Source organism: Actinophytocola xinjiangensis (assembly GCF_001921215.1).
Classification (GTDB): Bacteria; Actinomycetota; Actinomycetes; order Mycobacteriales; family Pseudonocardiaceae; genus Actinophytocola; species Actinophytocola xinjiangensis.
Window position 1 is genome coordinate 9489 of the sequence record NZ_MSIF01000020.1, and the last position, 17296, is coordinate 26784.

General features: G+C 75.2%; 2 protein-coding genes. Both read right to left on the minus strand.

Going from position 1 to position 17296, the window contains the following annotated elements; genetic code table 11:
* Nucleotides 1-34 precede the first annotated feature (34 nt).
* Entirely contained in the window at nt 35-9772 is a 9738-nt protein-coding gene (locus BLA60_RS42500) for an SDR family NAD(P)-dependent oxidoreductase (RefSeq protein ID WP_425427106.1), read from the minus strand.
* Nucleotides 9773-9798: 26 nt separating this feature from the next.
* Nucleotides 9799-17295, minus strand: coding sequence for a type I polyketide synthase (locus tag BLA60_RS44965; RefSeq protein WP_075136488.1), 7497 nt, complete (start codon nt 17293-17295; stop codon nt 9799-9801).
* Nucleotide 17296 lies beyond the last annotated feature (1 nt).

Consider the following 17296-nt stretch of genomic DNA (forward strand, 5'->3'; position numbering starts at 1 on the left):
GGTACTTCTCTTCGTTCGTCATCTGGGTCACCCGTCAGGAGATTCCGAGTTCGTTCTCGATGAAGTCGAAGACCTCGTCGGAGCTGGTCGCCGCCAGGACGTCCGCGTCGCCGTGCTGGCGGGCGGTGGTCCACTTCCGCAGGATGTCCTGGAGGCGTTCGGTGACGCCGGCCCCGGCGGTGGGCGCCAGAGCGGCGAGGGTCTGGTCGAGCCGGTCGAGTTCGTCCAGGACGGTGGGTTCGGCCGCACCGGCCGGGGCGAGCCGGGCGAGCAGCAGGTCGGTGACCGCCTCCGGGGTGGGGTGGTCGAAGACCAGCGTGGCGGGCATCCGCACGGTGGTGGCGGCGCTGAGCCGGTTGCGCAGTTCCAGGGCGGTGATCGAGTCGAGGCCCAGGGCGGTGAACTCCTGGCGCGGGTCGACGGTGTCCGGGCCGGGGTGGCCGAGGACGGCGGCGACCTCGCGGCGGACGGCGTCCAGGACCAGCCGGCGGCGCTGGTCGGCCGGTTGGCCGGCGAGCCGGGCGGTCAGGGTGGCGCCGGCGGGCCGGGCGGGTGCCCTGACCAGGCCGCGCAGCAGGTCGGGGACGGTGCCGGCGGCGGCCATCGTCCGCAGGGCGGCCCGGTCGAACCGGGCGGCGACGACCGGCCGGCCCGCGCCGAGGGTGGCGTCGAACAGTCCGAGTCCCTCGTCGTGGCCCAGGGCCCGCACGCCGTGGCGGGCGACCCGGGAGCGGCCGGCGTCGCCGAGGTGCGCGGTCAGCCCGCTGTCCTGCTCCCACAGCCCCCAGGCGATCGATGTGACGCCCCGCTGAGCGGCGAACGCGTCGAGGAAGGCGTTGGCGGCGGCATAACTGGCCTGCCCCGGACTGCCCATGACCCCGGCCAGCGAGGAGAACAGCACGAACGCCGACAGATCGGGCAGCAACTCACGCAGGTTCACCACGGCGTCGACCTTGCTCGCCAGGACGGCCGAGAGCCGTTCGGGCGTCAGCGAGTCGACCGGCCCGTCGTCCAGGACCCCGGCGGCGTGGACGACCGCGTCAACGTCCACACCGGACAGTGCCTGGGCCAACGCGGACCGGTCGGCAGCGTCACAGGCCACGACGGACACCGACGCGCCCAGAGCCGTCAGCTCATCGCACAACGCGGGAGCTTCGCCGGTACGGCTCAACAGGACCAGGTCGCGGACACCGTGGACGGTGACGAGATGACGGGCCACCAGCGAACCCAGGGTGCCGGTGCCGCCGGTGATCAGGACCGTCCAGTGCGGATCCAGGGTGGCCGGGGTGGCGGTGGCGCGGACCAGGCGGGGCACGTGGACCTGGCCGGCGCGTACGGCGAGGTGGGGTTCGTCGGCGGGGAGGGTCGGGGTGTCGGTGTCGGTGTCGAGCAGGACGAACTGGTTCGGGTGCTCGGCCTGGGCGGCGCGCACCAGTCCCCGGGCGGCGGCGACCGCCGGGTCGCCGGGGTCCCGGGCGACCAGGACGAGCCGGGCGGTGGGCGGGTGGTCCCCGGCGAGCCAGTCCTGGAGGGTGCGCAGGACGTGGGCGGTGACCTGGTGGGTGCGGGTGACGAGGTCGCCGTCGCCGGGTCCCAGGTGGACGAACGTGGGGTCGAGGTGGTGTGGGGTCGGGGTGTGGGGCACCCAGTCCAGGTGGAACAGTGCGTCGGCGCCGGTGACCAGGTCGTCGGGGGCGACCGGCCGGGAGGCCAGGGAGCCGACGGTGGCGACCGGGGCGCCGGTGTCGTCGGTGATGACGGCCGACGCGGCGCCCTCCCCGGTGCGGGTCAGCCGGACCCGCAGCGCGGCGGCGCCGGGCGAGTGCAGGCGCACCCCGGCGAAGGCGAACGGCAGGCGCACCGGGGCACGCTCGGCGAAGAACCCGTCGGCCCGGGTGGCGTGGAAGGCGGCGTCCAGCAGTGCCGGGTGCAGGCCGAACCGTCCCGGTGGGACGTCGTCGGGCAGGCTGACCTCGGCGAACAGTTCGTCGTCGCGCCGCCAGGCCGCGCGCAGACCCTGGAACAGCTGGCCGTAGTCCAGGCCGGCGTCCGCCGCGTCCGCGTACAGGGCGGCCACGTCGACGGGTTGCGCGCCGGCCGGCGGCCACGGGAACGGTTCGGGCACGGGTGTGTCGGCTGTCGACAGGCGCCCGGTGGCGTGGCAGGTCCAGGTGTCGTCGGCGTCCCGGGTGTGGATCCGCAGGTCGCGGTGGCCGTGCTCGTCCGGCGCCCCAGCGATGGCCTGGACGGTCAGCGGGCCACGGACGACGACGGGGGCTTCGAGGGTGAGTTCGTCGAGCAGGTCGCAGCCGGTGTGCCGGCCGGCGTGCAGCGCCAGGTCGACCAGCGCGGTGCCGGGCAGCAGCGGCGTCGCGCCGAGGGTGTGGTCGGTCAGCCACGGGTGGGTGTCGACGGCGATCCGTCCGGTGAGGACACAGCCGCCGTCGGCCAGCGTCACGACGGTGTCGACCAGTGGGTGGTCGCCGCCGGCGGATGGCCGGTGGTGCAGCCAGTACCGTTCCCGCTGGAACGGGTAGGTCGGCAGCGGAACCAGGCTCCCGCCGACGTCCCACCGGACGGGGACCCCGTTGGCGAACGCCTCCCCGAGCGCGGTCAGCATTCGCCGCGACCCGCCTTCGTCGCGTCGCAGGGTGCCGATGGCGGTGGCGTCGATGCCTGGAGCCAACACCGGGTGCGGACTGATCTCGATGAACACCGAATGCCCGTCCGCCACCAACTTGTCCACCGTGGGTGCGAACTCGACGGTGTTGCGCAGGTTCCGGAACCAGTACTCGGCGTCCGGTCGCCCACCACCGGGAACGGTGGAGTGGAACGGGATCCCACCTTCCAACGGCGTCACCGGAGCGAGCAGCCGCAGCACCTCGTCCCGGATCGCGTCCACCTGCGACGAATGCGAGGCGTAGTCCACCGGGATCCGCTTCGCCCCCTCACAGGAGGCGAGCAGCGCCTCAAGCTCCGCGACATCACCCGACACCACGGTGGCCGCCGGCCCGTTCACCGCCGCGATCGACAAACCCTCGGTCAGAAGTTCCCGAACCTCGTTCTCGGGCAACGGAACCGACACCATCCCACCGCGACCGGCCAGCGCCCGGATCGCCTGTGACCGCAACGCCACCACCCGCGCGCCATCCTCAAGGGACAGTGCACCCGAGACACACGCGGCGGCGATCTCACCCTGGGAATGCCCGATCACCCCAGCGGGTTCGACACCGTAGGACCGCCACACAGCGGCCAGCGAGACCATCACGGCCCACAACACCGGCTGAACAACGTCCACCCGGTCAAGGTCATCGAGGACGTCGAGCAGTGACCAGTCGACGTGCGGGGCGAGCGCGGCGGAACAGTCCGCCATCCGGGCAGCGAACACCGGGGACGACTCCAACAACTCCGCCGCCATACCAACCCACTGCGAACCCTGACCCGGGAACACGAACACCGGAGACGTCACCGGACCAGAACCCGTGACGACCTCCGCCGACCGCAGCTCATCGAGCGTCGAACCCACCACGACCGCGCGGTGCTCCATCACCGACCGGGTCGCGAGCGTGAACGCCACATCCGCCGGATCCAGATCCACCGCACGAACCCGGGACACCAACTCCCCCAACGCCTCCGGGGTCCGCGCCGACAGCACCCACGGCACAACACCCCCGGACGGGGGCGACGGCTCGGACTCGACCTGTTCGAGGATGACGTGGGCATTCGTTCCGCTGACACCGAAGGACGACACGGCGGCGCGGCGCGGCCGGCCGGACGACGGCCAGGCGGTCGGTTCCGTCACCAGCCGCACCGCGCCCGACGACCACTCGACGTGCGGGGACGGCTCGTCGACGTGCAGGGTCGCCGGGACGAGCCCGCGACGCATCCCGTGCACCATCTTGATCACCCCGGCGACCCCGGCGGCGGCCTGGGTGTGGCCGATGTTCGACTTCACCGACCCCAGCAGCAGCGGCACCTCCCGGCCCTGACCGTAGGTCGCCAGCAGCGCCCCGGCCTCGATCGGGTCACCCAGCTTGGTTCCGGTGCCGTGCGCCTCCACCACGTCGACGTCCGCCGTGGACAGTCCGGCGACCGACAACGCCTGGTGGATCACGCGTTCCTGGGACGGGCCGTTCGGGGCGGTCAGGCCGTTGGACGCGCCGTCGGAGTTCACCGCCGAACCGCGCACGACCGCCAGCACCTCGTGCCCGTGGCGGCGCGCGTCCGACAGGCGCTCCAGGACCAGGACGCCGACGCCCTCGGACCACGCGACCCCGTCGGCCGAGGCGGCGAACGAACGGCACCGGCCGTCCGGGGACAGGCCGCGCTGGCGGCTGAACTCGACGAACGTCTGCGGTGTCGACATCACCGTCGCCCCGCCGGCCAGCGCCAGCGCGCACTCCCCCTGCCGCAGGGCCTGGCTGGCCAGGTGCAGGGCCACCAGCGACGACGAGCACGCCGTGTCGACGGTGACCGCCGGGCCCTCGAACCCGAACACGTAGGACACCCGCCCGGAGGCGACGCTGCCGGCGCTGCCGTTGCCCAGGTAGCCCTCGAACGCCGCCACCGACTCGGGCGAGTGCAGGAACCGGGCGCCGTAGTCGTGGTACATCACGCCGGTGAACACGCCCGTGCGGCTGCCGCGTACCGCGTCGGCGGGGATCCCGGCCGACTCCAGCGCCTCCCACGACACCTCCAGCAGCAGCCGCTGCTGCGGGTCCATGGCGGCGGCCTCACGCGGCGAGATCCCGAAGAACGCGGCGTCGAAGTCCCCGGCGCCGTCGAGGAAACCACCGTGGCGCACCGACGACTTCCCCGGCGCGTCCGGGTCCGGGTCGTACAGGTTCGCCAGGTCCCAGCCCCGGTCGGTGGGGAACTCGGTGATCGCGTCACCGCCGCCGGCGACCAGGTCCCACAGCAGCTCCGGGCTGGTCGCCCCGCCGGGGTAGCGGCAGGCCATGCCGACGATCACCACCGGGTCGTCGTCCACATCGTCCACCTCGGACCGGACGGGAGCGGCGGGCACGGCGGCGCGGGTGCCGGACACCAGGTACTCGGCGAGCGCCGCCGGGGTGGGGTGGTCGAACACGACGGTCGCCGGCAGGCGCAGGCCGGTGGCGGTGTTGAGCCGGTTGCGCAGTTCCACGGCGGTCAGCGAGTCGAACCCCAGCTCGCGGAACGCCCGCGCGTCCGGCACGGCCGAGGGGTTCGCGTGCCCGAGGACCCGCGCGGTCTCGGCCAGCACCAGGTCCAGCGCCGCGCGCGGCGAGGTCAGCTCAGCCGTGCGCGGCGAGGTCAGTGCCGCCGCGCCGGACGGGGACGGGCGCAGGGCCGGGGCGGCGAGGTCGAGCCGGGCGGGGACCAGCGCGGGCCGGTCTCCGTTGACGGCGGCGTCCATCATCGCCAGGGCCTCGCCGGCCGACAGCGGCAGGACGCCGGTGGTGCGGGCCAGCCGGGCGCGGGCGTCGGTGTCCAGGGCGCCGGCCATGCCGGTGTCGGTGTCCCACAGGCCCCACGCCAGCGACGTCGCCGGCAGGTCCCGGGCGCGCCGGTGGTGGGCGAGCGCGTCGAGGGCGGCGTTGGCGGCCGCGTAGGCGGCCTGGCCGGGGCCGCCGAGCACCCCGGACGCCGAGGAGAACAGCACGAACGCCGACAGGTCGCCGGCCAGCTCGTGCAGGTTCAGCGCGGCGGTCACCTTCGGTGCCAGCACCGCGTCGAGCTGCTCGGGGGTCACCGATTCCACCACCGCGTCGGCCAGCACCCCGGCGGCGTGCACGACCGCGCCGACCGGATGCCCGGCCAGCAACGCGGCCAGGGCCTCCCGGTCGGCGACGTCACAGGCCGCGGCCGTCACCGAGGCACCGAGCCCGGTCAGCTCGGCGCACAGGTCCTCGCCGGGGGCGCGCCGGCCCACCAGCAGCAGCTCGCGCACCCCGTGCGCGGTGACCAGGTGCCGCGCCACGAGCCGGCCCAGGGCGCCGCCGGCACCGGTGACCAGCACGGTTCCGGACCCGAACGGGGAGGGCTCGCCGCCGCCGGGGACGCGGCGCAGCCGGGGCGCGAACAGCTGCCCCGCGCGGATCGCGACCTGCCGCTCACCAGCGGACACCGCGGCGGACACCGCGCCGGCCGACGCCGGGTCGTCGTCCAGGTCCAGCAACACGAACCGGTCCGGGTGCTCGGCCTGGGCGGAGCGCACCAGCCCCCACACGGCCGCGCCGGCCAGGTCGGGGACGTCCGTGTGGACCGCGCCCCTGGTCAGCACGACCAGCCGGGACGTGGGCGGCTCGTCCCGCAGCCACGCCTGGACCAGGGCCAGCGCGCGGTGGGTGGCCGCGCGCACCGAGGCCGCGTCCGGCGCGGCCGGCCCGAACTCGGCGAACTCCACCGGGCCGGCGCTGCCCGCCCCAGGGTCGATGCCGACCCAGTCGAGCGCGTACAGGGTCCGGGCGCCGGTGTGTGGCCGCAGGGTCACGGCGTCGACGGTCGCCACCGGCGCGCCGGTGTCGTCGGCGAGGGTGAGGGCGACGGTGTCCTGGCGGGTGCGGGTGAGCCGGACCCGCAGGGCGGTCGCGCCGGGGACCGGGGCGGTGACGCCGCGCCAGGTGAACGGCAGGCCGACGCTGCCGTCCAGGGCCAGTGGGTGCAGGGCGGCGTCCAGCAGCGCCGGGTGCGGGCCGAACCGGCCGGCCGGGACGCCGTCGGGCAGGCGTACCTCGGCGAACAGCTCGCCGTCGCGTTCCCAGACCGCGCGGACGCCCCGGAACGCCGGGCCGTACTCCAGGCCCTGGGTGGCGAGCCGGTCGTAGAGGCCGGTGACGTCCACCGGGGTCGCGCCCGTCGGCGGCCAGGCGAGCGTGGCCGGGGGCGCGGGCGCCTGGTCGGTCAGGGTGGCGGTGGCGTGTTCGGTCCACCGGTCGCCGTCGGCCGGTCGCGAGTGGATGGTCGCGGTGTCGCCGGTGACGACCAGCTGGACGACGACGTCGGTGTCCACCCGCAGCGGCTCGTGCAGCACCAGTTCCTCAAGGTGGGAGCCGGTGGCGGTGAGCAGTTCGACGAACGCGGTGGCGGGCAGCAGCGCGGTGCCGGCGATGACGTGGTCGGCCAGCCACGGGTGGGTGGCGGTGGACAGGCGGCCTGTGTACAGGGCGCCGTCGGGCAGGCTGGTCCAGCTGTCCAGCAGCGGGTGGCCGGACGGGGTGAGGGTGGCGCCGGCGGTGGTGGCCGGCAGCCAGTAGCGCTCGCGCTGGAACGGGTAGGTCGGCAGCGGGGCCCGGCGGGCGCCCAGGCCGTCGAAGGTCGCCGCCCAGTCGACGGGGACGCCGTCCGTCCACAGTGTACCGAGAGCGGCGAGCAGGGTTTCCGGCTCGTCGCGGTCGCGGCGCAGGGCCGGGACGGCCAGCACCGGGTCCGGAGCGCACTCGCCGACCATGGCGGTGAGCACCGCGTCCGGACCCAGTTCCAGGAACCGGGTGACCCCGGCGGCCAGCAGCGTACCGACGCCGTCGGCGAACCGGACCGGGTCGCGCGCCTGGCGCACCCAGTGATCCGCCGTGTCCGATGTGGACAACTGGCCGGTGAGGGCGGAGACGACCGGCAGGGACGGTGGCGCGTAGGCCAGGTCGGCGGCGACGGCGGCGAACTCGTCGAGCATCGGGTCCATCAGCGGCGAGTGGAACGCGTGGCTGACGCGCAGCCAGGTGGTCTCGGTGAACGCCCCGGCGACCTCGGCCAGCGCCGCGCGGTCACCGGCGAGCACGACCGCGCGCGGCCCGTTGACCGCCGCGAGCGCGACCCGCGCGGACAGCAGCGGCGCCACCTCGTCCTCGGTGGCCCGCACGGCGAGCATCCCGCCGCCGGCCGGCAGGGCCTGCATCAACCGGCCGCGCGCGACCACCAGCCGGCACGCGTCGGCCAGCGACAGCACCCCGGCGACGTGCGCGGCGGCGATCTCACCGACCGAGTGCCCCAGCACGAGGTCGGGCCGCACGCCCCAGGACTCGACCAGCCGGAACAGCGCGACCTCCAGCGCGAACAGCGCCGGCTGGGCGTGCTCGGTACGGTCGAGGTCGCCGTCGGGGGCGGCGCCCAGGGCGGCCAGCACCTCGTCGTGGGCGTTCCGGAACACCGGGAACCGCGCGGCCAGCGCGCGGCCCATCCCGACGCGCTGCGAACCCTGGCCGGAGAACAGGACCGCCGTGCGTCCGGCGCCGGCCGCCACCCCGGACACCCGCTGCCCGGCGACCAGTACCGCCCGGTGCTCGTGCACGGCCCTGGTGGTGGCCAACGAGAACCCGACGTCCACCGGATGCTCCACAGTGGACTCGACGGCGGTGGTCAGTGCGTGCAGCGCCGCCGGTGACCTGGCCGACAGCGGCCACGCCACCACCGCGCCGGCCGGCTCCCCCGCCGGCTGGACCGGCGGCGGGGCCTGTTCGAGGATCGCGTGCGCGTTGGTGCCGCTGATCCCGAACGAGGACACCGCCGCGCGGCGCGGGCGGCCGGTGTCCGGCCACGGCCGCGCCTCGGTCAGCAGGGCGGCGGCGCCGGCCGACCAGTCGACGTGCGGGGTCGGCTCGTCGACGTGCAGGGTGCGCGGCGCGAGGCCGTGGCGCAGCGCCTGCACCAGCTTGATCACGCCACCGACCCCGGCCGCGGCCTGCGCGTGCCCCAGGTTGGACTTCAGCGAGCCGATCAGCAGCGGGACGTCCCGGTCCTGGCCGTAGGTCGCCAGCAGAGCCTGCGCCTCGATCGGGTCGCCGAGCGTGGTGCCGGTGCCGTGCGCCTCCACCACGTCGACGTCCTGTGTGGACAGCCGGGCATTGGCCAGTGCCTGGCGGATGACCCGTTGCTGGGACGGGCCGTTGGGCGCGGTCAGGCCGTTGGACGCGCCGTCGGAGTTGATGGCGCTGCCGCGCACCACCGCCAGCACCTGGTGACCGTCGCGCAGCGCGTCGGACAGCCGGGCCAGCAGCAGGACACCGACGCCCTCGGCGAAGCCGGTGCCGTTCGCGCCGGCCGCGAACGCCTTGCATCGCCCGTCGGGCGCCAGCCCGCGCTGGCGGCTGAACTCGACGAACAGGCCGGGGGTCGGCATGACGGCCGCGCCGCCGGCCAGCGCCAGCGTGCTCTCCCCCTGCCGCAGCGACTGGCAGGCCAGGTGCAACGCCACCAGCGACGACGAGCACGCCGTGTCGACGGTGACCGCCGGGCCCTCCAGGCCGAGCACGTGCGCGACCCGGCCGGACACGACGCTGGTGGTGCGGCCGGTGACCAGGTAGCCGCCGGTGTGCTCGGTGCCCTCGTGCATGCGCTGGCCGTAGTCGTCGGCGACCGCGCCGACGAACACGCCGGTCGTGCTGCCGCGCAACGACTCCGGCCGGATCCCGGCGCGTTCCAACGCCTCCCAGGACACCTCCAGCGACAGCCGCTGCTGCGGGTCCATGGCCAGCGCCTCCCTCGGCGAGATGCCGAAGAACGCGGCGTCGAAGTCGGCGACCCCGTCCAGGAAACCGCCTTCCCTGGCGGTCGACGTGCCGGGGGCGTCCCGGTCGGTGCCGGCCAGGCCGGCGAGGTCCCAGCCCCGGTCGGTGGGGAACGGCCCGACCGCGTCGACCTCGCCGGCCACCAGGTCCCACAGCGCCTCGGGGGTGGCGACGCCGCCGGGGAAGCGGCAGGCCATGCCGATGATCGCGATCGGTTCGGCGGCGGCGTCGGTCAGCGCGCGGTTGTGCTGGCGCAGCCGCTCGTTCTCCTTGAGCGAGGTCCGCAGCGCGGCGACGACCTTGTCCCTGGCGGTCATCCCTGCGCTCCCATGACCGCGCGCACGAGGGCGTCCTCGTCCATGTCGTCGATCGACTCGCCCGGATCGGACCGGGCATCGCCACCGGCGGCCAGGTCGAGCAGGCCCGGCAGCAGACCGGACTCGCGCAGCCGGTCGAGCGGGATGGCCGCGATGGCCGCCCGCAGTTCGGCGTCGGCGTCGTGTTCGACGGGCGGGAACAGGTCTGCGCGCAGGTGTTCGGCCAGTCGCGCTGGCGTGGGGTGGTCGAAGATCAGCGTCGGCGCAAGCCGCAGACCGGTGGCCCGGCCGAGCCGGTTGCGCAGCTCCACGGCGGTCAGCGAGTCGAACCCGAACTCCTTGAACGCCCGCGAGGCGTCCAGGTCGGCGGCCGAACCCCGACCGAGGATGGCCGCCGCGTGCCCGCGCACCAGGTCCAGCAGGGCGGCGTCGCGCTCGGGCTCGGCCAGCCCGGCGAGCCGGTCGGCGAACGAGCCGGCGTCGGCGGCCGGCTGGGCGGCGGCCACCCGGCGCGCCGGCGCCCGCACCAGCCCCCGGAACAGCGGCGGCACGTCACCGGCCAGGCCGGCCAGGTCCAGGCGGGCCGGCACCAGCTCGGCGCGTCCGAGCAGCAGGGCGGTGTCGAACAGGGCCAGGCCCTCGCCGGTGGGCATCGGGGCGATGCCGGCGCGGCGCATCCGCAGCCGGTCGGTGTCGCCGAGGTGACCGGTGAGTCCGCTGCGCTGGTCCCACAGCCCCCACGCCAGTGAGGTCGCCGGCAGGCCGGCGGCGCGGCGGTGGCGGGCCAGGCCGTCGAGGTAGGCGTTGGCGGCGGCGTAGTTGGCCTGCCCGCCGGTGCCGATGGTGGCCGCGACCGAGCCGAACAGCACGAACGCGGCCAGGTCGTGGCCGGCGGTCAGCTCGTGCAGGTGCCAGGCCGCGTCGGCCTTGGGCGCGAGGACGCGGTCGAGGTGGTCGGGGGTGAGCGCGGTGAGCACCGCGTCGTCGAGCGTCCCGGCGGCGTGCACGACGGCGGTCAGCGGGTGGTGCGCCGGGACGGCGGCGAGCAACGCGGCGAGCGCGTCGCGGTCGGCGACGTCGCAGGCCGGCAGGTCGACGGTGGCGCCGTGCGCGGCGAGTTCGGCCGCCAGCTCCGCCGCGCCGGGGGCTGCGGCACCGCGCCGGCCGGCCAGCACCAGGTGACGCACGCCGTGGGTGGTGACCAGGTGGCGGGCCAGTTCGGCGCCGAGGGTGCCGGTGCCGCCGGTGACCAGGACCGTGCCGTTCGGGTCGAGGCCGCCGGGGACGGTGAGCACGACCTTGCCGACGTGCCTGGCCTGGCTGACGAACCGGAACGCCTCCCTGGCCCGCCGCAGGTCGTAGGTGGTGACGGGGACGAACTCCAGCGCGTCCCGCTCGAACAGGTCGAGCAGCGCGCCGAGGATCTGGCCGACGCGCTCGGGGTCGACGACCGCCAGGTCGATCTCCCGGTAGTCCACGCCGGGGTGCGCGGCGGCGACCTCGGCCGGGTCCCGCAGGTCGGTCTTGCCCATCTCGACGAACCGGCCGCCCCGGGGCAGCAGCCGCAGCGACGCGTCGACGAACTCACCGGCCAGCGAGTTGAGCACGACGTCGACGCCGGCGCCGCCGGTGGTGTCGCGGACCCGGCCCTCGAAGTCGAGGGTGCGTGAGGAGCCGAGGTGCGCGGTGTCCAGACCCAACCGCACCAGGGTGTCCCACTTGCCCTCGCTGGCCGTGCCGAACACCTCGGCGCCGAGGTGGCGGGCCAGGTGCACGGCGGCGATGCCCACGCCCCCGGCGGCGGCGTGCACCAGCAGCGACTCGCCGGCGCGCAGCCCGGCCAGGTCGACCAGGGCGTGGTAGGCGGTGAGGTACACGGCCGGCACGGACGCGGCCTGGGTGAACGTCCAGTGCGCCGGCATCGGCGCGATCATCCGCCGGTCGGCGACCGCGACCGGCGCGAACGAGCCGGGCACGAGCCCGAAGACCCGATCGCCGGCCGCCAGCCCGGTCACGCCGGGCCCGACCTCCAGCACCACCCCGGCGCACTCCCGACCCAGCGGCCCGGCCTCGCCGGGGTAGAGGCCAAGGGCGTTGAGCACGTCGCGGAAGTTGAGTCCGGCGGCGCGGACGCCGACCCGGACCTGCCCGTCGGAAAGCGGCGCGCCCGCCTCGGGGCAGGGCAGCACGGCGAGGTTGTCGATGGAGCCCTTGGTGGTGATGCCGACGCGCCACGGGCCGGGGATCGGGGCGAGGTCGCCGTCGTCGCGGACCCGGGTGAGCCGGGGCGCGGTCAGCCGCCCGGCCCGCACGGCGACCTGTGGTTCGCCGCAGGCCGCGGCGGCCGGCAGGGCGGGCGGGGAGTCGTCGTGGTCGTCGAGGTCGACCAGCACGAACCGGCCGGGGTTCTCCGACTGGGCGGAGCGCACCAGCCCCCACACGGCGGCGGCGCCCAGGTCGGGTCGTGGTGCGGTGGCGCCCTGGGTGAGCACGACCAGCGGCGGCCCGTCCCCGGCGAGGGTGTCCTGGAGCAGGGCGAGGGTGTCGACGGTGAGGGCGCGGATCGCGGCGGGGTCGCCGGGTCCGCGCAGGACGCGGGTGAACCGGTGGCCGGGGGTGGTGGGGGCGGGGGTGTCGACGGGGACCCAGGTCAGCTCGTGGAGCGCGTCGGTGGGGGTGGCGCGCAGCTGGCCGGGGTCGACCGGGCGGGTGGCCAGGGCGCTGACGGTGGCGACGGGCTGGCCGGTGGTGTCGGTCAGGTGCAGGGTGTCGCCGGTGACGTGGACGCGCAGCGCGGTGGCTCCGGTGGCGTACAGGGTGACGCCGCTCCACGCGAAGGGCAGGGCGAGCGGGTCGCCGGGGGTGATGGTGGCGTGCAGGGCGGCGTCGAGCAGGGCAGGGTGCAGGCCGAACCCGCCCGCCGGCAGGCCGTCGGGGAGGCGGACCTCGGCGTAGGTGGCGGTGTCGCCGGCCCACAGCGCGCGTAGGCCCTGGAAGGCGGGGCCGTACTCGTAGCCGGTGGCGGCCAGGTCGGCGTAGCGGTGCTCGACCGGAACGGGTCGGGCGCCGGGCGGTGGCCACGGTGTCAGGCCGGGCGGCGGGACGGCGGTGGCGGTGAGCGCGCCGGTGGCGTGCCGGGTCCAGGGCTGGTCGTCGCCGGTGCGGGAGTGGAGGCGCAGGAGGCGGCGGCCGGTGTCGTCGGGCGCCTCGACGGTGACGGTGACGGTGGTGTCGGTGTTCTCGGGCAGGGTCAGCGGGGCTTCGAGGGTGAGTTCGTCGACGGTGGGGCAGCCGGCCTGGTCTCCGGCGTGCAGGGCGAGGTCGAGCAGCGCGGCGCCGGGCAGCAGGACGGTGCCGGTGACGGCGTGGTCGGCCAGCCACGGGTGGGTGCGCGGCGAGATGGTGCCGGTGAGCACGAGGCCGCCGGTGTCGGGCAGGGCGGCGACCCCGGTGAGGAACGGGTGTCCGGCGGTGGCGGTCTGGGGGGCCGGCCGCAGCCAGAAGTGCTCGCGCTGGAAGGGATACGTGGGCAGCGGGACCGTCCGGGCCCCGTCGAACGCCGTGTCCCACCGGACGGGGACGCCGTTGACGAACGCCTCCCCGAGGGAGGCCAGCAGTCGCCGCAGCCCGCCCTCGTCACGCCGCAGCGTACCGATACCGATGGCGTCGATCGCGGGCACGAGCACCGGGTGCGGGCTGATCTCGATGAACACCGAATGCCCGTCCGCCACCAGTTTCTCGACCGTCGGCGCGAACTCGACGGTGTTACGCAGATTCCGGAACCAGTACTCGGCATCCTGCCGCCCACCCCCGGGAACCGTGGAGTGGAAAGGAATCTCGCCCTTCAACGGCGTCACCGGGGCGAGTAGCCGCAGCACCTCATCGCGGATCGCATCCACCTGAGACGAATGAGAGGCGTAGTCCACCGGGATCTTCTTCGCCCGCTCACACCGGGACATCAACACGTCCAAGGCAGCCACGTCACCGGACACCACCGTCGCCGCCGGACCATTCACCGCCGCGACCGACAAACCCTCGGTCAGCAGCCCCCGAACCTCACTCTCCGGCAACGGAACCGACACCATGCCACCGCGACCGGCCAACGCCCGGATCGCCTGCGACCTCAGCGCCACCACCCGCGCACCATCCTCAAGAGACAAAGCACCAGCGACACACGCAGCGGCGATCTCACCCTGCGAATGCCCGACCACACCAGCGGGTTCCACACCGTAGGACCGCCACACAGCGGCCAACGACACCATCACCGCCCACAACACCGGCTGAACCACATCGACCCGGTCCAGATCGTCCAGCACGTCGAACAGCCACCAGTCGACATGCGGCGCCAACGCCGCCGCACAGTCGGCCATCCGGGCCGCGAACACCGGGGACGACTCCAACAACTCCGCCGCCATACCAACCCACTGCGAACCCTGACCCGGGAACACGAACACCGGAGACGTCACCGGACCCGAACCCGTGACGACCTCCGCCGACCGCAGCTCGTCGAGCGTCGAACCCACCACGACCGCGCGGTGCTCGAACACCGAACGCGTGGTCGCCAGCGAGAAACCGACGTCGGCCGGATCCTCCACAGTGGACATGACGCGGTCGGTCAGTGCGCGCAGGGCGGGCTCCGAGCGGGCCGACAGCACCCACGGCACCACCGGTGCGCCCGTCGACCGTTCGGCCGGCTCGGCGGCCGGCGGCTGCTCCAGGATGACGTGCGCGTTCGTCCCGGAGACCCCGAAACCGGAGACGCCGGCCCGTCGGGGGCGGCCCAGCTCCGGCCACGGCACGGTCTCGGTCGCCACCCGGACCGCGCCGGCCGACCAGTCGACGTGCGGCGACGGCTCGTCCACGTGCAGGGTCATCGGCACCACGCCGTGACGCAGGCCGTACACCATCTTGATCACCCCGGCGACCCCGGCGGCGGCCTGCGCGTGCCCGATGTTCGACTTCACCGACCCCAGCAGCAGCGGCACCTCCCGGCCCTGGCCGTAGGTCGCCAGCAACGCGCCGGCCTCGATCGGGTCACCCAGCTTGGTTCCGGTGCCGTGCGCCTCCACCACGTCGACGTCCGCCGTGGACAGTCCGGCGACCGACAACGCCTGGCGGACGACCTTCTCCTGGGACGGGCCGTGCGGTGCGGTCAGCCAGGAGCTCGGGCCGTCCTGGTTCACCGCCGAGCCCCGCACCAGCGCCAGCACCTCGTGCCCGTGGCGGCGCGCGTCCGACAGCCGCTCCAGGGTCAGCACGCCGACGCCCTCGCCGATGCCGAAACCGTTGGCGTCGGCCGAGAACGCCTTGCACCGGCCGTCCGGCGCGAGCCCGCGCAGCCGACTGAACTCGACGAACATGCCCAGGCTCGCCAGCACGGTCGCCCCGCCGGCCAGCGCCAGCGAGCACTCGCCCTGCCGCAGCGCCTGCACCGCCAGGTGCAGCGCCACCAGCGACGACGAGCACGCCGTGTCGACGGTGACCGCCGGCCCGTCGAACCCGAAGGTGAACGACACCCGCCCGGCCGCGACGCTGCCGGTGCTGCCGGTGAACAGGTAGCCCTCGTACTCGGCCGGCCCGCCGTCGATCCCCGGGCCGTAGTCCTGGGTCATCAGTCCCAGGTAGACACCGGTTTCGCTGCCGCGCACCGCGTCGGCCGGGATCCCGGCCGACTCCAGCGCCTCCCACGACACCTCCAGCAGCAGCCGCTGCTGCGGGTCCATGGCGGCGGCCTCACGCGGCGAGATCCCGAAGAACGCGGCGTCGAACGCGGTCGCGCCGGTCAGCAGCCCGGCCTCCCGCTGGTAGTAGTGGCCGGCCTGGTCGACGTCGGGGTGGTAGCGGCCCTCGACGTCCCAGCCCCGGTCGGTGGGGAACGCGCCGACCACGTCCCGCCCGGCCGCCACCACCTCCCACAGCTGGTCGGGGGTCTCCACCCCGCCGGGGAACCGGCAGGCCATGCCGACGATCGCCACCGGGTCCTGTTCCGCCGGGCGGGCGGTCACCTCGGCCCTGGCCACCCGCCGGCCGCCGGCGAGCGCGTCGAGCACGGCGGCCAGGTCGGCCGGGGACGGGGAGTCGAAGATCGCCGTGACCGGCACCCGCAGGCCGGTCGCCGCCGCCAGCCGCTCCCGCAGCTCGACCACCAGCAGCGAGGTGAGGCCCAGGTCGCGGAACAGTCCCTTCGGCGTGACCTGGCCGAGCGGGCGGCCGAGCACGGCGGCGACCTGCTCGCGCACCACCCCCAGCAGCGACTCGGCCGGCCGGCCGCCGAGGATCTCCGGCCAGCGCACCGGCACCCCGCGCACGTGCAGTTCGGCGGCCACGGTCACACACCGGTCGAGGCCGCCGTCGTCGCGGCGCAGGGTGCCGGTGACGAACACGTCCGCGCCGGCCGCCTCGGCGGTCTCCCCGATGCCCAGGGTGAGCACCGGGTTCAGGCTGACCTCCAGGAACGTGCCGTGGCCGGCGTCGAGCGCGGCCGCGACGGCGGCGTCGAACCGCATCGGGTCGCGCAGGGTCGACACCCAGAACGCCGGGTCGAGCCCGGTGGTGTCCAGCCGCCCGCCGGTGGCCGTCGAGTAGTAGGGCACGGTCGACGCGCGCGGGCGGACCGGCGCGAAGTCGGCGAGCATCCGCTCCCGCAGGGCGTCGATCCGGTGGGAGTGGGCGGGCAGCGGCACGGCGATCACCTGCGCCCAGCCGCCGCCGGCCCGCACCGAGGCGACCACCTCGGCCACCGCGCCCGGGTCGCCGGAGACCACGGTCTGGGCCGGCGCGAGCGTACCGGCGACCTCGACCCCGAACCGGCCGGCGACCTCCTCGGCGCGCGGGCCGGACAGGGCGAGCACCGCCATCGAGCCCGGGGCGAACACCGCGCACTCGGCCTGGCTCATCGTGGCCATCACCCTGGCGGCGTCGGACAGGGACAGCGCGCCGGCCACACAGGCGGCGGAGATCTCGCCGATGCTGTGCCCGACGACGGCCGCCGGGGTCACCCCCCAGGACTCCCACAGCGCCGCCAGCGACACCTGCAGGGCGAACATCACCGGCTGCACCACGTCCAGGCGGTCCAGCCAGGACTCGTCGTCGCCGGCGACGACCTCGGTCAGCGACCAGTCGGTGAACGGCGCCAGCGCGCTGGCGCACGCGTCCATCCTGGCGCGGAACACCGGCGAGGAGGCGAGCAGCTCGCGGCCCATGCCGGCCCACTGCGTGCCGTGGCCGGCGAAGACGAACACCGGGCCGTGCTCCGGCGTGGCGGCCCCGGTCCGCACCTGCTGGCTGAACTCGCCGCCGGCCAGCGACGCGAGCCCGGCGGCCAGCCCGTCGCGGTCACCGGCCAGCACGGCCGCCCGGTGCGCGCCGCCGGCCCCGGCGACCAGGTCCGCCGGTGCCAGGTCGTCCACGATGGACAGCAGGTGGGCGGCGCGGGCGCGTAGTTCGGCGTCCGTGCCGGCCGACAGCAACCAGGGCACGATCGACTCGGTCATC

Bases quoted from the DNA above. Each gene is read 5' to 3' on its own strand.
- BLA60_RS44965 (WP_075136488.1), bottom strand. From the start codon at position 17,295: ATGACCGAGTCGATCGTGCCCTGGTTGCTGTCGGCCGGCACGGACGCC.